Below are 21,302 nucleotides of genomic sequence, written 5' to 3'. Positions count from 1 at the left end.
TGTCTCACGGTTTGCTTACTAATTTTATAAAAACTCATTATTGCTATAAAACACCCAACCCACTCAATAACAACTGCCCTCCAGCAAATATCAATAATATGCCAAATGCGCGCTTAAGCATCAGTGCAGGTAAGACATGGGCAAGCTTGGCGCCAACTTTTGCCATCGCAAAGCTGGCAACTGAAATAAACAAGAACCCAGTAACATGGACAAATCCTATCGTGCCCTCGGGCAGGTTAACCACGTCTTGACCGAACCAAGCAAAGCCCGCTGCTCCTGCCAAGGCAATTGGTAGACCGCATGCTGCTGAAGTACCGACCGATTGTTTCATCGGAAGCCCTGCCCAGTTCAAAAACGGTACGGTCAAGCTGCCGCCGCCAATGCCAAAAATAGAGGACGCCATCCCAATGCCAGTACCTGCACCAAACTGGACACCGGCCGATGGTAGCGGTTTACCCACTTGTTCTTTATTTGAAAAGAACAGCATTTTTAAGGCGACCAATAGCGCACCGAAACCAATGATAGCCTGTAGCGCTTGCCCATCAATCATATCCGCGATACCAGCACCGACTAAACTACCGATGACCAATCCAAGCGCCATCTTGCGCCATACTTCCCAGCGCACGCCGCCGCGCTTATTATGAGCAGTCAGTGAGCTAATTGAGGTCACAACGATGGTCGCCAGTGACGTCCCGATGGCCAAATGGGTGATTACTTCTGGCGAAAAGTCATAAGCGGTAAAAATCCAGACCAATGCAGGCACGATAATCATGCCACCGCCGACGCCAAACAAGCCCGCGCTGACACCCGCAAACGCGCCTGCAATCACAAACCACACATATAACATCATAGAACGAACCTTTTATAATACTGACTGGCGCTATAGTACTCACTAACGCTTAGGCGTGCTTAATTGTATTTGCCAAATCTCAACGCGACCTTTATGCTGTTTACTCGGTACTGTCTGACCGCAACAATCGCTCAGTATATCAAAGTTTCCTTTAACCACATCGACTAAACTTATGCCGCCACTCACTAGTTTTTCTACCTATTTATCCGAGCTCAATCATCGTCATGTGGCTAGTAGCGCCTCGACCAATAGCGAGCTGATAGAAGCCTTGCAAAACGGGTCGTTAGATGTCGCCACCGTACACATTTTTACCGCGGAAACCCAAAGCGCAGGTCGTGGACAGCACGGACGCTCGTGGCAATCACCGCGTGGTAATGTCTATCTGTCGCTATATCATCCTGTGCATATGCCAATCAGTGGCTTATTATCGCTCATCATTGGTCTTGAACTGGCGAAGATGCCTATCATTCAAACACTGAACGAACAACTTCAAGCACAAGGACTGACGCCAATTGGTGTGAAATGGGCAAATGATTTGGGCTTTTATCAGCCAGCTCAGAGCCAATCTGAAGAGCTATCTATAACGGACAGCTCAGTATTAGACTCAGTATTGGATAGTGATGTAGCAGATCAGCGTACCCTACCCTTTAATAAACTGGCTGGAATTTTGATAGAGCCAGTGACGAAGGCTGGCAGGCTGGTCGGTGTGGTGCTAGGCATTGGCTTAAACGTACAAGCAGCACCAAAGCTCACCACACAAACGTCTGAGGGCATGAGTTACCAAGCGATTAGCTTACAAGACATTAATGAAAGGCTGCCTTTAGAGACACGATCTGCGAGCCTACCAGACCTACCAATGCTCTATCAACAGATGTGCAAAGCATTGATGGCGGCGATGACACGCTTTGAGCATTTGGGCATAGAGCAGCCAACGGGTCATACTTATTATTTGGATAGTTTTTTGGAGCAGTTTGCGACGATGGATGCGCTATCGGGTCTGCGCTTACGCGTCACCCAAGACTATAATAACGAAGAAAAAGTCATGACGGGAATCGCTTGCGGTGTCGACACACATGGCTGTTTGCAATTGCGCCAAGATAGCGGTAAGATTTCTACGCTTTTTACTGGACGCATCGACGTTATTTATTAGGCTTAGACAACTATATTGATGAACCTCATCATTAACGAGCACTATATAAAGGGACTTTTATGCTCTGGCTTGATCTTGGAAATACCCGCCTAAAATACTGGCTAACCGATGATATCGGACAAATAGTCGCGCATGACGCTAAGCAGCACCTGCAAGCACCTGCCGAACTACTTATGGGTCTGACGGATCGCTTTGAGCGTTATGCGCCTGACTTTATTGGTATCTCATCAGTATTGGGTGATAACCTCAATGCCAAAGTATCAGAGACACTCAGTCGTTTGAATATTCCGTTCGAGTTTGTCCATGTCGATGCAGCACATGCGCTGATGAAAAGTGCTTACAATGATCAGCAGCTCGGCTGTGATCGTTGGCTACAGATGCTCGGTGCGGTCGATAAGAAAAAACGCCAGTGTGTGATTGGCTGTGGTACAGCGGTAACCATTGATCTGATTGATCATGCTGAGCATTTGGGCGGTTATATTTTCCCTAGCATATATCTACAGCGTGAGTCCCTGTTCTCTGGTACTAAGCAAATCACTATCTCGAACGGTACTTTTGATAGCGTCAGCCAAGGCTTAACCACTCAAGACGCGGTCCATCGCGGTATTTTGCTTTCTATTGTTGGTGCGATTAATGAGATTAGCCACCGTCACCCCAACTTTGAATTGATTATGACAGGTGGTGATGCAGCCATTATTTCGCAACACGTTAATCGCCCAGTGCGCTTACGTGATGATTTATTATTAAATGGTTTGGCAAGATACTTTGATTATCGTAATAAATCGTAGTCGTTAATAGGTAACTTAGTAGCACGTTGGCACATTGTTATGTTGGCGCAAAAAAGGCAGCACATTTTACATGTGCTGCTTTTTTATTTTATATTAGAAAATAGCTAAGGCGTCATTAGCTAATTCTTATTTGGTCTCGTTAAACAGCTCACGACCGACTAGCATACGGCGGATTTCACTGGTGCCTGCGCCAATTTCATATAGCTTGGCATCACGCCAGTAACGACCAAGTGGATACTCGTTGGTATAGCCATTACCGCCAAATATTTGAATACCTTCGCCTGCCATCCATGTGGCTTTTTCAGCACACCATAGAATCACACTGGCGCAATCTTTACGTACTTCTCGACTATGGCCAGCACCGCGCGCGTCCAACATATCGAGGTTTTTCCCGACGGTATATAAGAAGCTACGACCGGCTTGCAGTATCGTATACATGTCCGCAACTTTACCTTGGATAAGCTGAAACTCACCGATCGCTTGACCAAACTGTTTACGGTCATGGATATAAGGCACGACATTGTCCATCACCGCTTGCATGATACCGATAGGACCTGCGGCCAATACGGCACGCTCGTAATCTAGGCCACTCATCAATACCTTAACGCCTTCATTAAGACCACCCAAGATATTTTCGCTTGGTACTTTTACATTATTAAAAGTCATCTCACCAGTATGGCTACCGCGCATGCCGAGCTTATCTAGCTTTTGCGCGGTACCAAAACCTTCCATACCTTTTTCAACGATAAAGGCCGTCATGCCTTTTGCACCCAATTCAGGATTGGTCTTGGCATAGACCACCATCACGTCAGCATCAGGACCATTGGTAATCCACATTTTGCTACCGTTCAACACATAGCTGCCGTCTTTTTCTTCAGCTTTTAGCTTCATACTAACGACGTCTGAGCCAGCGCCTGTCTCACTCATTGCCAATGCACCGATGAACTCGCCACTGATTAGTTTTGGCAGATATTTCTGCTTTTGTTCTTCAGAACCATTACGTTTGATTTGGTTAATACATAGGTTAGAATGCGCCCCATAGCTAAGCGCTACCGATGCCGAAGCTCGGCTAATCTCTTCCATCGCGACCATGTGGGCGACGTAGCCCATATTAGAGCCGCCGTATTCTTCAGGAACGGTAATACCATGTAGACCGAGGTCACCCATCTTTTGCCACAGATCCATTGGAAACTCATCACTGCTATCAATCTCGGCAGCACGTGGAGCGATCTCGTTTGCCGCAAACTGCTGTACGACATCACGTAGCGCGTCAATATCTTCGCCAAGTTGAAAATTTAATCCAGGTAAACTCATAACCATTCCTTGTATTTTAATATTTAATTTTCGAATTTTAATCCGTTTTTTAAAGCCAATGTAACTGTATTTTTGCTACCTTTTTTAATGTCATAGTCAACTCAATGTGAAACTGTGACAAGGCAACCGAGTGTAGATGTATATCGAATACTTCAAACGAGGTTAACGCTGTCATACCTTCACAGTGGATTGACTATCTACTTAAGACCGACGTTTATTGATGATGGCACGTGCCACATTTGAACCATTCGGACGCTTTAAGAACTCGCTGATACGTTCGCCCGCCACGACTAATTTATCCAAATCGATACCCGTGCTGATACCCATACCATGCAGCATATATACCACATCTTCGGTCGCGACATTGCCCGTTGCGCCTTTGGCATAAGGACAACCGCCCAAACCAGCGACAGAGGTATCAAACTCACTAACACCCATTTGTAATGCAGCCAGAGTATTGCTCAGTGCTTGACCATAAGTATCATGAAAATGACCCGATAGCATAGAGATATCAGCATACTCAAGTGCAGCTTGCAACGCTCGTTGTACTTTGAGCGGCGTACCCACACCGATCGTATCGGCAATGCCAATCTGCTCTGAACCGATCTCAATTAAACGCTTGGTCACATACGCTACTTGGCTTGGGTCAATCTCGCCTTCATAAGGACAACCAACCGTACAAGAGATCACGCCACGTACCTTGATACCTTGCGCTTTTGCTACCGCAGCCACTGGTGCAAAACGCTCAATACTCTCATCGATACTACAGTTGATGTTTTTTTGGCTAAAGGTTTCGCTGGCTGAGCCGAAAATAACGATCTCATCGGGACGATGCAAGATAGCATTTTCAAAGCCACGCATATTGGGTACGAGTACCGAGTAACAGACGTCCGTCTGCCGCGTCGGCGCTAGTGCGTCGAGCAACGCGCTGTTATCACCCATTTGTGGTACCCACTTTGGCGAAACAAAACTGGTCGCTTCCAATTTTTTGACACCCGCCGCAATTAAATCATTAATGAGCGTTTGCTTAACCTCAGTCGGCACCGTCATGGATTCGTTTTGTAGTCCATCACGCGGACTGACATCAACGATGGTGACATGGCTTGGATACGAATGGCTCATACTTGTCGTCCTTTTTGTTATTTGCGCTTTGATGAGGCTTTTTTATTAGGCTTCGTCAGCTATGCGCTCTCACTATCGATGCGCAGTAGCTCATCGCCATCAGCGACCAAGTCACCTGCTGCAAATAATAGCTCTGCTACTACCCCATCTGTCGGTGCAGTAATGGTATGTTCAATTTTCATAGCTTCGATGACTGCAAGTGGCTCGCCTTTTTTGACCGTGTCACCTACCGCAACTTTAAAGGCAACTACTTGTCCTGGCATTGGTGACTTTAAACTGCCAACCGCTGCTGTGTCTTCGCCCACATGTGCCATGATATCAATAAGCGTAATTTCATCACGTCCGCTATCTGTGAATACGTAGACTGTCTCGTTATTTACCCAGCTTTGGGCATTGATACGTGCACCCTCTAACCATAAGGTATGATTGTGCGCGTCACTGCTATCATAGCTGATCTGACCTTCATAAACCGTTTCGGTCTGAGCCGCTACATTGATATTGCTATCATCCTGCGTATTCGCGATTTCTTTACCAATGACAAGCGTAAAACTACTGAGATTACCGCTGCCTTTTTTGCTATCAGCACAACTCGCATTGTACCAATTACTGATGCGAGCACTGTAGGCTTGCTCATCATAAACCAAGCTAAATGAACGAGTATAATTGCTATAAGCACGGAAACCCGTCGGCTTGCTAAACGGATCTGAGCCCTGCGTGGTCGCTTCACTCGCAAGCTGCTGGGCAATAGCTGTCACCACAAGCGTCGATAACTCAAGAGGATGCTGGTCAAAAAGTTTATCCTGCTCACGCTCTATCAAGGCCGTATCAAGATTGGCTTTGCTAAATGAATCGGTATTTAAAATATAACGCAAAAATGCCACGTTGTTTGGCAGACCAACGATACGAGTCTGTGCCAATGCATGGTCTAGTCTCGCCAACGCTTGCTCGCGCGTAGGAGCATGCACGATAAGCTTGGCAATCATAGAGTCGTAAAAAGGACTGATCACATCACCCTCACGTACGCCATCGTCGATACGCACATCGGTAATGTTAAAGGTACTATGCTCAGGCTTTTGATAAGTGAATAAAGTTCCTGTCGCTGGCAAGAAATTATTGTCAGGGTTTTCAGCACAGATACGCGCCTCAATTGCATGACCGTTGATAGCCAGATCGTTTTGTGTTTTTGGCAATGGCTGACCTGCAGCAACCAACAGCTGCCACTCGACCAAATCGACACCCGTAATCGCTTCACTAACAGGATGCTCAACTTGCAAACGCGTATTCATTTCCATGAAATAAAAATTCATAGAGTCTTCACGCTGCTCCACAATAAACTCAACCGTACCTGCACCCACGTAATCGACCGCACGTGCTGCTTCGATTGCCGCTGTGCCCATCGCTTCACGCATCGCAGTATCGACACCCGGTGCTGGCGCTTCTTCTAATACTTTTTGGTGGCGACGCTGTACTGAGCAATCACGCTCAAATAGATGCACATAATTACCATGCGTATCACCGAATACTTGGATTTCTATATGACGTGGTTTTAGCGCATATTTTTCGACCAACACTTGATCATTGCCAAAACTGGTAATCGCTTCGCGACGGCACGAGTCTAATAAATCAATAAAGTCGCTGCTTTGCTCAACGATACGCATGCCTTTACCGCCGCCCCCTGCACTGGCTTTAATCAAGACAGGATAGCCAATATTATCTGCCTGCTGCTGCAAAAACTGAGCTTCTTGATTGTCACCATGATAACCCGGTATCAGCGGCACGCCAGCCGACTCCATCAAGCGCTTAGACTCAGACTTGCCGCCCATAGCACGGATAGCATCCGCCGATGGGCCGATAAATACTAGACCAGCATCTTGGCAAGCCTGTGCAAAGTCTGCATTTTCGCTCAAAAACCCATATCCTGGATGGATTGCTTGGGCGCCAGTCTCAAGCGCTATCGCAATAATAGCATCGCCTTTTAGATAACTGTCTTTCGGTGCCGAACCGCCTAAATAGATAGCTTCATCACAGACAGCCACATGCTTGGCCTCACGATCCGCATCGGAGTAAACAGCAACGGTACTGACGCCAAGACGCTTAGCAGTCGCAGCCACTCGGCAAGCAATTTCACCACGATTGGCGATTAGAATTTTAGAAAACATAACTATCCCTGTGTCTTGTCGTTATTATTTGACGTCTTGTCTATTTGCTCATTTGCCTATCATTGTTCTGCTACTAGTTAGTCTGCCATTAGCCAATCAGGTTTACGCTTTTGCAAAAATGCTTGCACACCCTCGCGGCCTTGCTCTGATGAGCGAATATCAGCGATACCTTTGACCGTATCAGCAATCAGCTCATCTGTAATAGGCGCACCAGCGACATCATGTAATAGCTGCTTGCAGGTTTTGACTGCATCAGGGCTATTTTTGACGACCTTATTACAGAACGCAGCCACTTCATCGCCTAGCCACTCTTCGCTAACACGCTCATGGATAAAACCAAGCTGACGCGCCTTTTTGGCATCAAATACTTCAGCACTTAAGAAATAACGCTGCGATGCTCTAGCGCCTAGCGCTCGGATAACATAAGGACTGATAGTGGCAGGTGCCAACCCTAACCGCACTTCACTGAGGCAGAAATTAGCAATTTTGACCGCAATGGCTACGTCGCAAGCAGCGACTAGACCCATGCCACCTGCGTATACATCGCCTTGAATAGCCGCGACTGTTGGCTTAGGACATTCATAAATAGTCTTAAGCATTTGCGCCAACTTATCAGCATCCGCTAGATTCTCTTCATAGCTATAATCCGCCATGGCACGCATCCAATTGAGGTCAGCGCCTGCACAAAATGCCTTGCCAGCAGCCGCTAGCACAATGACACGTACCTCATCATCAGCACCAAGCGTACTAAAAGCATCGGTTAGCTCAGCAATCATTTCATCGTTAAAAGCATTACGTATCTCGGGACGATTTAACGTCACTGTCGCCACGTGCTGCTCAACGTTAACCAATAGGCTTTTATAATTTTTATTACTGTCTTTTTGCATAACTTTCTCTATATTTTTTGTGTAAATACTCAAACAAACTCTTGGTCAATCCATAATAATGTTAATACAAGATAACCAAGTGCAAAGACTAAGCGTAAATGTACAAATCGTACTTCAAATGAGGTTAATGCAGTAGTCGCTTATTATGGGGAGACCTTAGAACGCTTACATTCTAAAGACACCAAATGTCGTTTCTTCAATCGGCGCATTATATGCCGCGCTTAGTCCTAACGCCAATACATTACGGGTATCAGCAGGATCAATCACGCCGTCATCCCACATACGTGCGGTAGCATAATACGGATGACCTTGCTCTTCATACATTTCACGAATTGGCGCTTTAAATGCGGCTTCGTCCTCATCGCTCCACGCTTCACCTTTGCGATCAAAGTTATCACGTTTGACCGTTGCCAATACTGATGCAGCTTGCTCGCCGCCCATGACAGAGATACGCGCATTTGGCCACATCCATAAGAAACGCGGGCTGTAAGCACGGCCACACATACCGTAGTTACCAGCACCAAACGAACCACCGACGATGACCGTGAATTTTGGCACTTTTGCATTGGCCACGGCCATTACCATCTTGGCACCATGACGAGCGATCCCTTCGTTCTCGTATTTGCGGCCAACCATAAAGCCAGTAATGTTCTGCAGGAACACTAATGGAATTTTGCGCTTACAGCACAGCTCGATGAAGTGAGTACCTTTTTGCGCTGACTCACTGAACAAGATACCGTTATTGGCAATAATACCAACAGGCATCCCTTCGATATGAGCAAATCCACAAACCAACGTCGTACCAAAGCGTGATTTGAATTCATCAAAAGCACTGTCATCGACGATACGCGCGATGATTTCTCTGATATCAAATGGCTTGCGCTTGTCCGTTGGAATCACACCATAGAGTTCTTTGGCATCGTAACGTGGCGGACGCGGTGTGATTTGATTAGGAATATTTTTTGCAGGGCGATTTAGGTGACTGACGATATTACGGGCAATCGATAACGCGTGCGTATCATTCTGCGCTAGATGATCAACCACGCCTGATAGACGTGTATGTACATCACCGCCACCCAAGTCTTCTGCGGTAACCTCTTCACCTGTCGCTGCTTTGACTAGTGGCGGACCACCCAAAAAGATAGTACCTTGCTCTTTGACGATAATAGATTCATCGCTCATAGCAGGCACATAGGCTCCGCCAGCCGTACAGCTACCCATGACTACAGCGATTTGCGGAATACCTGCCGCACTGAGATTGGCTTGATTAAAAAAGATACGGCCGAAATGCTCTTTATCAGGGAACACATCATCTTGGTTCGGTAAATTAGCACCACCTGAATCAACCAGATAAACGCACGGCAGATGGTTTTCTCGCGCAATCTCTTGCGCACGTAGATGCTTTTTGACCGTCATTGGGTAGTACGTGCCGCCTTTTACCGTGGCATCATTACAGACAATCATACACTCAATGCCATTGATACGGCCAATACCAGCAATCACACCAGCTGCCGGAATCTCTTCGCCATACATATCATGTGCAGCCATCGGTGCCACTTCTAGGAACGGCGTGCCTACATCCAATAAACGCTCGACGCGCTCACGTGGTAACAGCTTACCACGCGCTAGATGCTTGGCTCGTGCGCGCTCTGAGCCACCTTGGGCAACTTTACGCAAGTGTACATACAGGTCATCGACTATCTCTTGCATCGCGGCACTGTTTTTCTGAAAATCGCTTGAGTTTGGACTCAGTTTACTGGTTATGATAGCGCTCATGATATCCCTTTTTTTCTTATACATAGATAGATACGTAGATGTGAGTAGCTTTTTATATAAATCATACTAAGTACTATTTTTAAGCGTTGCTCACATATAGTCGATTCAATTTAAAAGTAGTACAAGGCAACCGAGTGCAGATGTATGTGTGATACTTCAAGCGAGGTTAACGCTGTAATACTTTTATAGTGAAATGAATATAGTTAGTCTTTTGTTTTTTAGAGCAGATAAGTAAGCTTACTACAAACCCAGCTCTTCTTTCATTTGCTCAATGATTTTATATTTTTGAATTTTACCAGTGATGGTCATTGGATATTCAGTCACAAAGCGATAGTAAGTCGGCACTTTATAATGAGCGATATGCTCGCTACAGAACTCGCGTACTTCCTGTTCAGTCAAGCAGCCAGGCTCTTTCGGAATAATCCACGCTGCCAGCACTTCACCATAACGCTCGTCGGGTATACCCACGATTTGCACATCACGAATCTTTGGATGACGATAGAGATAATTTTCAATTTCTACTGGATAGATATTCTCGCCGCCGCGAATCACCATGTCTTTACTACGCCCGACAATTTTGACATAGCCGTCTTCATCCATTGTGGCCAAGTCACCCGTATGCATCCAACCATCTTGGATCGCTTCACGCGTTTTGAAGCGGCTGCCCCAATAGCCCTTCATCACTGAATAACCTCGTGTAAGCAATTCACCTGTCTCACCCAGCGGGACAATTTCACCTGTTTCTGTATCAACGACTTTCACCTCAAGCGCAGGCTGTACCAGTCCTACCGTCGAGACTTGTTTATCAAGTGGCGTGTGCTCATTGGTCTGGCAAGATACAGGACTGGTCTCTGTCATGCCATAGGCAATGGTGACTTCGCTCATATGCATCTTATCGATGACGCGGCGCATAACCTCAATCGGACAGCTAGAGCCAGCCATGATACCCGTGCGCAGGGTAGACAAATCAAAGTTTTCAAACTCAGGATGGTCAAGCTCTGCGATAAACATCGTTGGCACGCCGTGCAGACCTGTACACTCTTCTTCTTCGACTGCCTGTAAGACGGTTAATGGCTCAAAGCCGTCGTTTGGATATACGATACAACCGCCATGCGTGAGAATCGCTAGATTACCAAGCACCATGCCAAAGCAATGATACAAAGGTACTGGAATACACAGCCTATCCTCTTCAGTAAGGTTCATGGCCTCACCGATGAAGTAGCCATTATTTAAGATATTACGATGGCTTAAGGTAGCACCTTTTGGTGTACCAGTCGTACCACTGGTGAACTGTACATTGATGGCATCGGTGTTCTTAAGCTGCGCCTGACGCTCGGCAACACGCGGATCGTTGGCATCGCCCTCGCTCATCCACGTAGAGAACTTTTGCATAAAGCCGAATGTCTCGTCCGACTCTGGCTCATCAATCCAAATGATGCGTTCAATCGTTGGAATCTCGACCAAATCAAGCTGAGTGTAATCTTTGTGGTAAATCTCAGGACATAGCTCACGGATTAAACTAGCATAGTCACTGGTTTTGAAATGACGCATCAGTACGAGCGCTGAGCAGCCCAATTTATTTAAGGCATATTGCAATTCAAAAGTACGGTAGGCAGGATTGATATTAACGAGGATAACGCCGACTTTTGCTGTGGCCAATTGCATGAGCAACCACTCGGCATTATTGTGTGACCAAATACCAATACGATCGCCAATCTCTAGTCCCATCTCAATCATACTACTGGCTAGCTGATTCACTTGCTGCTGTAGCTCACGATATGTCCAGCGGATATTTTGATGGCGGACGACCAGTGCTTCGCGCTCAGGATATTTAGAAACAATAGCATCAAAAAAGTCACCGATTGTCGCTTCAATCAGCGGTACATCAGGACCTTTGTCATAGCTTTGAGTAAGTGGTGCATTGGCTGAGCGTGCGCCCATATTGATACTAGGAATGTTGTTTAAAATAGTGTCGAAGTCAACGCGAGTCGAATCGAGATCAGGAGTTTGAGTCATAACGAGTCCTTTCGTTTTACTTTTTATATTATTTATAAATAGCACTTATTAATAGCCTGCGTGCAAACCTTCTTCCTTGGGCAGGTCTTACATAACATTCAGCTACTATAACGTCATCAATGAAAGCCTGTCAACAATATCAATACAGTATGTATCATTTAATTAGACAGCCTGCCTTTCTATTTATTAAAAGGTAACATAGAATCATGGCAAGTTTTTGACACAAAAAAGCCAGCCACATTATAAGTAATGGGCTGGCTCGATCATCAACACTGTCGTTTAACTGAATTTTCTGGAAAGCATCTAATAAAGGAAATCACTTATAAATGATGTGCTTTTATTAGTTTTTCAAAAAACGGTATTGCAATCGTTATGCTTTAGGAACTGCAGGCGCTTTAATCGTTACCGTTGCGCTAACGACTTCATTATCATCGATCAAATCCATGATTAGCTCATCATCGCTCTCAGTCTTCACTTGCCAATTACCCGCTGCTTGCGGTACACCCGTCACCATCACAGAGATGGCTTTATTTTTTAGGCGAATCATCGGCGGCTTATGATCATAGCCACTATGCTCATGACCTAAGATATCATCAGCGATAGTCGCAGCCTGCGCGCGCAAAGGCGCAACATAACGACAAGCAACCCCGTTGATAGACATACAGTCGCCGATGGCATAGATATTCGCTGCATTGGTACGTAACGTCGCTGCATCCACCACAATACCCGTGCGGCGATCGAACTCCACACCAGCTGCCGCAGGTAATTTCTTATCGACTGTCAGACCTGTACTGGCAATCACATGATCTACAATCAGTGGTTCAAGCGGCTGAGTATCAGTATTATCTGCATCCGATGATAATGGGGCATAGTCTACCTGTAGCTTCTTGGCAGCTTCGCTGTCATTGTTATTGCCATCGTCATTAACACGAGTGACAGCTGATACTTGATAACCACCTAAGAATTGAATGCCCTGCGACTCGATCGCTTTGGCGATACGTGCGGTTGCTTTTGCTGGTAGCATCTGCGAAAGCGGTGCATCGTTTAAATCAATGAGCGTTACTTTATGACCAGCTTTAAGTAGGTCTTCTGCGATTTCTGTACCCACCATACCAGCACCGACGATCGCAACGTGCTGGCTACCTGTTGCTAGCTTTTCTTGTAGCTGACTAAAACGCTCGATGTGATTGACATGCCAGACCAAATCTTGCGGCAGACTTTTAGGGAAGATAGGATGCGCGCCCATCGCCAGTACCATTTTCTCATAGCCAATAGTCGTCAGCGCATCATCTGATTGCGCAGTAGATCGTACCTGTACGGTTTGGCTCACTGGATCGATATCTGTCACTTGTGTATTGACTAGCAGCATCACTTCTGCTGTGTTCGCCGCTTCGCTACCAGATGCCCGTACCAAATCTGATGCTCGTTTGTTTTGGCTGATTGCCATTGTCAGCATTGGCTTATGATAACGGTCGGCACTATCAGCCGTGATTAGGGTAATTGGAATCTCTGTGTCTTTGGCACGAATGGCATCAATGACATGCCAGCCTGCCAGTCCTGCACCAATAATGACCACACCTTTTTTTGATGCTGTGCTCGTTGCTACAGATGGATTTTCTACGCTCATATAAACTCCAAGATGGTTTATGAATTATTTTAATTATCAAAAATATTGACCGCTATTGTATCAGTAAACAGCCATTCACTCACCTATCTAGCAATTCACTTAGTCAATATCGAACTCCATGCGATGTGCTGTTGCACGCATGGTTTCACTATCTATTAATTTTTCTATACAGTATAGACTTGCATGGATGCCTGCACTTATCCCCGCTGATGTGACAATATTACCAGTATCATCACTAGCATCTACAAAACGAGTATGCGAGATCACATCGATATCAGGATAAGATGCTAAATTATCCAAATCCATCCAGTGCGTGGTTGCTGACTTACCAGCTAGCAAACCTGCCTTAGCCAACAGCAACGCTCCTGTACACACTGAAAGCGTCAGCTCTGCCAAACTTGCTTGAGTGATAATCCAATCAATTACTACCTTATTATATATTTCTGTTTTTTCGGCACCGTAACCACCAGGGACGATTAAGACATCAATGTCTGGGTGATTGGCAAAACTATAGTCAGGAATGACTTGCAGACCATTCCTAGCGGATATCGTTGCTTGGTTCTCAGCAATAGTGATAACCTTGAAGTGCTTATCATCACTAGCAGAGGTAGCATTTTCAGCCAACAAAAACACCTCAAAAGGTCCTGCAAAATCCAATACTTCTACTTCATTGAATAGTAGTATGCCGACGGTTCGTTTTAGCGTCATATTCAATCCTAATTAAGTTAATAACGTTAAATTAAATTAAACTCATCTATATTATGACTACTATCTTTTCAAACTTGCTTGATTAATAAGATGAGCCATTTCGTCTGCCTTTGCCGTTTGCAACCTCTCTAATCCTGCGACTATTCCCGCTTTATTTTCAGCGGCTTTATAGTCTCAAAGATCTCTTCTTTAAATTCCTTATGTGTAAACATCATAGGCTCCAAGTCGTTTTTCAAATAGCTATACAAAAAAAGCTCAATACAAAGCGCCCTATTAAAGATAGCGTTTAACTGTCTTTAATAAGGCGCTTTGTATGATTATTAGCAGTGGAAAGAAAAGTAAGCTTTAGAACATGTCTTTATTTTAGAAATACTGCTATAAACAATCGTAAATCAAAATGTATTTAATGGTTTAAAATCTTCGACAAGAACATCTGCGCACGGTCACTTTTCGCGCCTTCAAAAAACTCATCCTTACTACAGTTTTCTACGATATGCCCTTCATCCATAAAGATAATACGATTGGCCACCTGACTGGCAAAGCCCATTTCATGCGTCACACACATCATGGTCATACCATCGCGAGTCAGCTCGACCATTACATCTAGCACTTCTTGAATCATCTCAGGATCAAGCGCAGAGGTGGGTTCATCAAATAGCATTGCGACTGGATCCATGGCCAACGCTCGTGCAATCGCAACACGCTGCTGCTGACCACCAGAGAGTTCGGCTGGGTATTTCGCCGCTTGTAACGTCAGACCAACACGATCTAGATAGGCCATCGCTTTTTGTTTGGCCTCAGACTCTTTACGACCCAACACTTTGATTTGTGCCACGGTCAAATTATCAATAATAGTCAAATGTGGAAACAACTCAAAATGCTGAAACACCATGCCAACACGGCTACGTAACTTGGGCAAGTTGGTCTTTGGATCACCGACAGAGATACCATTGACCATGATGTCACCTTTTTGAAAAGGCTCAAGTCCATTCACTGTCTTAATCAATGTCGACTTACCACTACCCGATGGACCACAAACAACAACGACATCACCTTTATGTACATGCGCCGTACAGTCAGTCAGTACTTGAAAGTCTCCATACCATTTACTGACATTAGATATCTCAATGACCATCTCATCACTAGCATGACCACTATTGGTAACCAGCCCGCCAAAGGCATTTAAGTACGTATCAGCATTGCTCATCACTGGCTCCTAACCACATTATTTTCGATAATCATTATTTAAAAAAGGTAAATCAAATACTCAAGCTCTCAACACTCAAAAGAGCAAGCGATAGGTCTATTAAAATACGCTATATTAAAACCGCAAACGCTTTTGTAATTGTTGCACGCCGATAGAAGCACTTAAGCTAATCACAAAATAGACAGCACCAGCACCTAGGATATACGGCGTGAGTAAACCCATTAGCTCACCTCGAACGTAGGCTGCGCGGAAAAAGTCTGTCAAACCAATCGCAAATACCAATGTCGTATCTTGGAATAAGATAATACATTGCTGCAAAATCAATGGCAGCATCTTACGAAAGGCTTGTGGCAAAATGACCAGACGCATGGTCTGCCCATAAGTCATACCGAGCGCTTTGGCTGCATTGACCTGCCCGCTACCAATCGATTGAATACCAGCACGTACCACTTCTGAGAAATAAGCGGCCTCAAACATCATAAATGCGACTACACAAGAGGCAAATGCAGCATCGAGTTGCAGGTACTTGCCCGCTACCCAAAGATAAATCATCGGTACGGCAAAATAAAACCATAGTAGTACCAATAACAGCGGCACGGAGCGAAAGTAATTAACGTATAGTTTGGCTGGAATTTCAAGCGCTTTGATACCTGACAAGCGCATCAATGCCAGTACAGTTCCTAAGCTGATACCGCCTAAAATAGCCAAAAACAGCACTTTTAAGGTGGTAAGCATGCCACCCATCAAACCAGGATAGGCTGTTGCCAATTCGGTCATATTCATTTCTGACCTCCCGCAATAAGCCCAGGCACACGCAATTTACGTTCAATCAATCCCATAATAGCGATCAAGGATAAATTGAAAACCAAATAAATAATCGTCGCGTAAGTATATATCTCGATACTATTTTGAGTGTATTCGCTGATGGTTTTGGTTTGGCTAATCAGCTCCATTACCCCCACAAGCGAGGCCACAGAGGCGTTTTTGAAGCAGTTAGTCAGCTCAGAGCTGAGCGGCGGCAAGATAATACGGAATGCTTGCGGTAGCAGCACTTCTTTATAGACTTGTGGAATGCTAAACCCTAATGCATAGGCCGCATTAATCTGTCCATCTGGTAATGACTCAATACCCGTTCGTACCTGTTCAACAATACGAGCAGCGGTAAATAAGCCAAGACCGATACTGGCTGATAGCATGGCTGAAGTATTCGGAGATAAATCCTTATACCACCATTCTTGTATCGTCGGCGTGAGCCAGCCAGGGGCGATATAAAACCAAAAGAACAGTTGCACAAGCAGTGGAATATTGCGAAAAAATGTTACATAAGCCGTACCGATTGCACGAGCGGTCTTGTTGGGCAAAGTACGCATGATACCGAAGATAGTACCGACGACCATCGCAATGGCCCATGCGATACTGCCAATCAATAGCAGCCAGCCAAGACCAGTGATCATCCAATGGATGTAGAGCTCGTTGCCAATACCAGTCTGCTCAAAGAGCACACCCCAGTTCCAGCTATAATTCATGGTTGTCTCTCCGAGCAACGATTGATAAGCCTATACGTCAAATAAAATTACTGGTTATCTGAACGTATAGGCAAGCTATGTTGAGGGACAATGAGCGTTACTGCGCTGCTGCTTCTTTAGGCTGAGCGCTGTCATGCGGATTGGCAATCAAGGCCTTTAAGTTGTCTGACATCTCAAAGTTTAGATTGACGTTCTTTGGCGGGATTGGGTTCAAGAACCACTTGTCATAAATGCTATTGATTTCGCCTGAACTAAAGACATTAGCAAGTGCTTCATCGACCACAGCTTTGAATTCAGGATCATCTTTACGCATCATACAACCATAGATTTCAAACGATTGCGGCGTACCGACGATGACCCACTCATCAGGATTTTTTGCTTTGGCTTTTTCGCCTGCGAGCAATACATCATCCATCATAAAGGCATCAGCGCGACCATTTTCTAGCATTAGGAAGCCTTCGCCATGATCTTTTGCTGAGATGATATTGGTATCCATTTTATTATCATCATTGTACTGACGGATATAACGCTCCGAAGTCGTGCCTGCTGTCGTTACCAGAGTTTTGCCTTTTAGGTCTTCAAAATCTTGAATACCAGAGTCTTTTTTGGTCAACAGACGCGTACCAATTTCAAAGAAGCCATTAGAGAATGCGACTTGCTTTTGACGTTCTTCGTTATTGGTGGTTGAGCCACACTCAAAATCTACCGTGCCGTTTTGTACCAATGGGATACGAGTTTGCGAAGTGATTAGGTTATAGCGAACGTTAAGGTCTGGCATGTTTAGCTTTTGCTTAACTGCTTCAACCACTTTCATTTCCAAGTCGTGTGCATAGCCAATCGGTTGGTTAGGATCATCAGCGATATAAGAAAAAGGAATAGAGGAATCACGGTGACCGACGACAATAGTGCCAGAGTCTTTGATTTTCTGTAGCGTACCGTTGGTCGTGGTTTCTGTCGTGGTTTCTGTCGTCGTTGCATCATCTGCTGGCGCATCAGTGCTGGTCTGACTGCTGTTATTACATCCCGCTAAGCCTAATGCCATAACAGCAGCTAAAGTCAACGGTTTGGAAAATGAGTATGTCATGAAATACATCCTTTTATCGCAAGATTGAGTGAGTGCTTGGACGACATAGGTCTGATTGACCCGACTGCCCCGCATCCGTACGGTTGTTGCTGTTGTTTATCACAATGCAACTTAATGTTACTGTACAACAAATTTGCAGTAGAGGGTGATTTTTTTTTGAGAGAGTACATATTTATGAATATATTTATATCCTAACTATAAAATGTCGGCTTATAGCGGCTATCTACTCAGAACTTTGTACAAACAGCTGCTTGGTTGTTTAAGCTAATTATTGACAATTACTACTCATAATCATCAAAACAGTCTGCTAAGTGAGATTGATAAATCGGCAGTAATCCCCATAAAGCAAACAACTTCTCTATACTACAAATGACTTATGACTCAAGATATCCAAGTCCCAAATACGGACAGCCAAACTACTGGCAACCATGGCAGCAACGACATTCGCCAACGTTTCTTTGTTGAAGACTCACCCGTGCGCGGTGATGTGGTACGCCTATCACGCAGCTATGCGAGCACAATTGCACAAAAGCCCTACCCTGAAGCCATCAAACGCTTATTGGGTGAGATGCTGACCGCAGCGAGTTTGCTAATCAGTACGGTCAAAATTAATGGTCGCCTATCTATTCAGTTGCAGTCGTCAGACAGTGACAGCTTACTAAACTGGGCGATGGCGGAATGCGATCAAGACGGTATCATTCGTGCGCTTGCTAGCTGGAAAGGCGAGACGGTTGAGCAAGTACAAGCGTGGGACAAAATGACCCATGCCAAAGAAGCGTTTGCTGAACTTGGTGCGATGGGACAAGGCGTATTGTTTATCAATATTCAGCCTGATGGCGGTGAGCCATATCAAGGTATCGTTGAGCGTAGCCACGACAATCTAGCGGACTGCTTAGCACATTATCAAAAGCAATCAGCACAGATTCCAACGTTAATTAACTTGGCATCTGATGGCCTGCAAGCCGGTGGTATCTTGGTACAAATGCTACCGCGTACTGCTGAAGAAACGTCTGAAGTTGAGCAAAACCAAGATGCAGGTATCGACGATGATTTATGGACGCGCTTGTCTGTATTGACGCGCACGGTAAAAGCAGAAGAACTAACGACACTGGATGCTAACGAAATACTTTATCGCTTGTATCACGAAGAAAACATCGTGGCACCTGAGCCTGCGCCTCTATCATTTGGCTGCACTTGCTCACGCGAGAAGTGTGAAATGGCAATCGAGCAAATCGGTGAAGCAGAAGCCTTAGAGATCGTCGAAGAGCAAGGCGGTACGTTTGAGATGGATTGCGGCTTTTGCGGTGAAGTTTATAAATTTAATAAAGACGATGTCGCAGCAGTATTTTCTGAGTAAGTTTTCTTACTTACTAGTAAGTCAATGTTTATAAAAAAAACCCTCAAGCGTCATGCTTGAGGGTTTTTTTTATAAACATTAAATCACTACACCGCTACATCTAAACTTCTAGGATAAGAATGTATGCGCGGACGTCCAGCATAGTCACTGCGACCATTATCAAGTAGCCATTCAACCACTTGTTCGCGCACTCGTCTACTATGGATTAAGTTCATATGATTGATGCCATAAAACACTGCTTTATGACCATCTGGCACAAACAAAGCATGCTCGGCGTCATCTTCACCTAACGCTGAAGCCACCGATACCAAGCTATCTCCTAGCAGATCCGTCACCTTAGAATCATAATGCGTTTCAAGCAAAGCGCTGGCGACAAAGTAAGTTTTAATACCACTTGGCAAGCGTGCAGGATGACGGAAATCTTGTGGTAGTACGCTACGTCCTTCTAATGCTTTCCAATCTGCATCCCGAATACTGCCATGACGTAGATCGATAATACCGGCACTGCGCATATCACCGAGCTTGGCCAGTGAGCCTGCAAACGGCAGCTTGGCGATGATGTCTTGCACATAATTACCGATACGCTCAAGCACTGCCCCATGATGCGGCGAACCTAGCGTGATGAGATTGCCAACGCGCTTGATCCAGTCTAGACGATCTTGCTCACCATAAAACAGTGCACTGCGAGAGACCAAACCGCCCATACTATGTCCAACCAGATCTATCTGACTGATATTTGGGTTGTCATCGACCAGCGCTTGTAGCAATTGAGAGAACTTACGGCCGCTACGAGAGATACGGCGACCTGTGTTGTAATCCAAATACAGCACCGTGGTATCAGGTTGGCTGATATGAATGGCCTCGCCCAAATCATTATCTGCTTGGGCTTGCCAGCTCAAATGACTCATACATAGACCATGGCACAAAATAACGATACGGCCTGATAGCACTTCACTTTGCGGCTTGCCGTCTTGAGTGTATAGCATCATCGGAATGGCGAGCGCATTTTGATTGTTGACAAGATGGTCACCCATGACACCATTGAGTACATTCACCAGTTTTTTTAGTGAGTCTGGTAGTGGCTGCACTGACTTTTGGAGAATCAGGTTTTTGTATATGCGTAGTACAGACGCCAGATTATCACCGACCATCTGCATGACATGACGTATCGTGCCATAGATACGTCCAGTAAATCCGCGCGACCATTTATTTAAATGTTTGTCATTGAAGCGGCCTAGCGGACGCAAGATAACTTCACGGTGGATGGCTTCTACGATTTCTGTAATCTCAACCACACCCACGGTAGCAAGCTGCGCCAATCCTTCAAAAAAATCAGCCAAAGATACAGGTGTTTTGTTGATTTCATCACTGTCATCCGCATCTGCTAGTAGCTTGACCAGCTCATCCATATCGATGGCTTCGAGTTGGTCGATTTGCTCATATAGATGACTATGTAGCGGCACACTCGCATCTGGGACAAAATGCGCGTCGAGCTCATGATGAGTACGAGTATAGCTGCTATCATTTTGAGCGTCGCTGTCACTAACACCGTCGTTATAAAACACCTTTGGACTGCTCATAATATTTGCACATTCAGCGAAAAAAGTAATGGTCTATATTATCCTGTAACTGCAGCAAAGAGAAGTAAATGGTTTGACTTTAGAGCGGGATGACGACTAGCAGAGCCAAATGAGTGATAGACGGTCTCTTTAACCATCAGATCAATATGAT

The 21,302-nt window shown here is 45.2% G+C and carries 17 protein-coding genes; 3 read left to right on the top strand and 14 right to left on the bottom strand.

The genetic code is table 11. The annotated features are described in order from the left end of the window. Window positions 1–43 precede the first annotated feature (43 nt). The gene (locus FQV37_RS02505; RefSeq protein WP_205962045.1) at window positions 44–847 is read right to left on the bottom strand and encodes a sulfite exporter TauE/SafE family protein; all 804 of its coding nucleotides are present in this window, start codon (window positions 845–847) and stop codon (window positions 44–46) included. Window positions 848–1,022: 175 nt separating this feature from the next. Here FQV37_RS02505 and FQV37_RS02500 point away from each other — a divergent pair, with 175 nt between their 5' ends. Both FQV37_RS02500 and FQV37_RS02495 read left to right on the top strand, forming a co-directional pair. Next, the gene (locus FQV37_RS02500; protein WP_160021138.1) at window positions 1,023–2,000 is read left to right on the top strand and encodes a biotin--[acetyl-CoA-carboxylase] ligase; all 978 of its coding nucleotides are present in this window, start codon (window positions 1,023–1,025) and stop codon (window positions 1,998–2,000) included. A 59-nt stretch (window positions 2,001–2,059) separates the two neighbouring features. Further along, window positions 2,060–2,788 carry a pantothenate kinase gene (locus tag FQV37_RS02495; protein ID WP_101205592.1) on the top strand — a complete coding sequence of 243 codons (729 nt, stop codon included), beginning with the start codon at window positions 2,060–2,062 and terminating at the stop codon, window positions 2,786–2,788. Window positions 2,789–2,914: 126 nt separating this feature from the next. Here the strand turns inward: FQV37_RS02495 and FQV37_RS02490 are convergent, their stop codons facing one another. From FQV37_RS02490 to FQV37_RS02435, 12 genes are all read right to left on the bottom strand, one after another. Beyond that, window positions 2,915–4,102 carry an isovaleryl-CoA dehydrogenase gene (locus tag FQV37_RS02490; RefSeq protein WP_102091661.1) on the bottom strand — a complete coding sequence of 396 codons (1,188 nt, stop codon included), beginning with the start codon at window positions 4,100–4,102 and terminating at the stop codon, window positions 2,915–2,917. Window positions 4,103–4,303: 201 nt separating this feature from the next. After that, window positions 4,304–5,224, bottom strand: coding sequence for a hydroxymethylglutaryl-CoA lyase (locus FQV37_RS02485; RefSeq protein WP_160021137.1), 921 nt, complete (start codon window positions 5,222–5,224; stop codon window positions 4,304–4,306). A 59-nt stretch (window positions 5,225–5,283) separates the two neighbouring features. Beyond that, window positions 5,284–7,383: an acetyl/propionyl/methylcrotonyl-CoA carboxylase subunit alpha gene (locus FQV37_RS02480; protein ID WP_160021136.1), complete on the bottom strand. Its 2,100-nt coding sequence runs from the start codon at window positions 7,381–7,383 to the stop codon at window positions 5,284–5,286. Between the two features lie 77 nt (window positions 7,384–7,460). After that, the gene (locus FQV37_RS02475; protein ID WP_160021135.1) at window positions 7,461–8,270 is read right to left on the bottom strand and encodes an enoyl-CoA hydratase/isomerase family protein; all 810 of its coding nucleotides are present in this window, start codon (window positions 8,268–8,270) and stop codon (window positions 7,461–7,463) included. 165 nt (window positions 8,271–8,435) lie between these two features. Further along, window positions 8,436–10,046: a carboxyl transferase domain-containing protein gene (locus FQV37_RS02470; protein ID WP_160021134.1), complete on the bottom strand. Its 1,611-nt coding sequence runs from the start codon at window positions 10,044–10,046 to the stop codon at window positions 8,436–8,438. 240 nt (window positions 10,047–10,286) lie between these two features. Beyond that, entirely contained in the window at window positions 10,287–12,062 is a 1,776-nt protein-coding gene (locus FQV37_RS02465; RefSeq protein ID WP_160021133.1) for an AMP-binding protein, read from the bottom strand. Window positions 12,063–12,432: 370 nt separating this feature from the next. After that, window positions 12,433–13,689: an FAD-dependent oxidoreductase gene (locus FQV37_RS02460; protein WP_160021132.1), complete on the bottom strand. Its 1,257-nt coding sequence runs from the start codon at window positions 13,687–13,689 to the stop codon at window positions 12,433–12,435. Window positions 13,690–13,788: 99 nt separating this feature from the next. Then, a complete protein-coding gene (locus FQV37_RS02455; RefSeq protein ID WP_160021131.1) occupies window positions 13,789–14,397 on the bottom strand; it encodes a DJ-1/PfpI family protein in 609 nt (202 codons plus the stop codon). A gap of 403 nt (window positions 14,398–14,800) precedes the next feature. Further along, entirely contained in the window at window positions 14,801–15,532 is a 732-nt protein-coding gene (locus FQV37_RS02450; RefSeq protein WP_160021156.1) for an amino acid ABC transporter ATP-binding protein, read from the bottom strand. Between the two features lie 186 nt (window positions 15,533–15,718). Further along, complete coding sequence (locus FQV37_RS02445; protein ID WP_101205580.1) at window positions 15,719–16,387, bottom strand: ABC transporter permease subunit; 669 nt, start codon at window positions 16,385–16,387, stop codon at window positions 15,719–15,721. After that, window positions 16,384–17,130: an amino acid ABC transporter permease gene (locus FQV37_RS02440; RefSeq protein WP_057758328.1), complete on the bottom strand. Its 747-nt coding sequence runs from the start codon at window positions 17,128–17,130 to the stop codon at window positions 16,384–16,386. Before FQV37_RS02440 ends, FQV37_RS02445 begins: the two co-directional genes overlap by 4 nt. A 97-nt stretch (window positions 17,131–17,227) precedes the next feature. Continuing rightward, window positions 17,228–18,214 (bottom strand): glutamate/aspartate ABC transporter substrate-binding protein, encoded by a 987-nt coding sequence (locus tag FQV37_RS02435; RefSeq protein WP_205962042.1) that lies wholly within the window; start codon window positions 18,212–18,214, stop codon window positions 17,228–17,230. A gap of 376 nt (window positions 18,215–18,590) precedes the next feature. Between FQV37_RS02435 and hslO the strand changes: the two genes are divergently transcribed. After that, on the top strand, window positions 18,591–19,571 hold the full coding sequence (gene hslO / locus FQV37_RS02430; protein WP_160021129.1) for an Hsp33 family molecular chaperone HslO: 981 nt from the start codon (window positions 18,591–18,593) through the stop codon (window positions 19,569–19,571). An 86-nt stretch (window positions 19,572–19,657) separates the two neighbouring features. Here hslO and FQV37_RS02425 read toward each other — a convergent pair whose 3' ends face one another. After that, the gene (locus tag FQV37_RS02425; RefSeq protein ID WP_160021128.1) at window positions 19,658–21,151 is read right to left on the bottom strand and encodes a PGAP1-like alpha/beta domain-containing protein; all 1,494 of its coding nucleotides are present in this window, start codon (window positions 21,149–21,151) and stop codon (window positions 19,658–19,660) included. Between the last annotated feature and the right edge of the window lie 151 nt (window positions 21,152–21,302).

Origin of the sequence: Psychrobacter nivimaris, assembly GCF_009812035.1 — a bacterium.
Classification (GTDB): domain Bacteria; phylum Pseudomonadota; class Gammaproteobacteria; order Pseudomonadales; family Moraxellaceae; genus Psychrobacter; species Psychrobacter nivimaris.
This window is presented reverse-complemented; position numbering and strand designations above follow the sequence as displayed.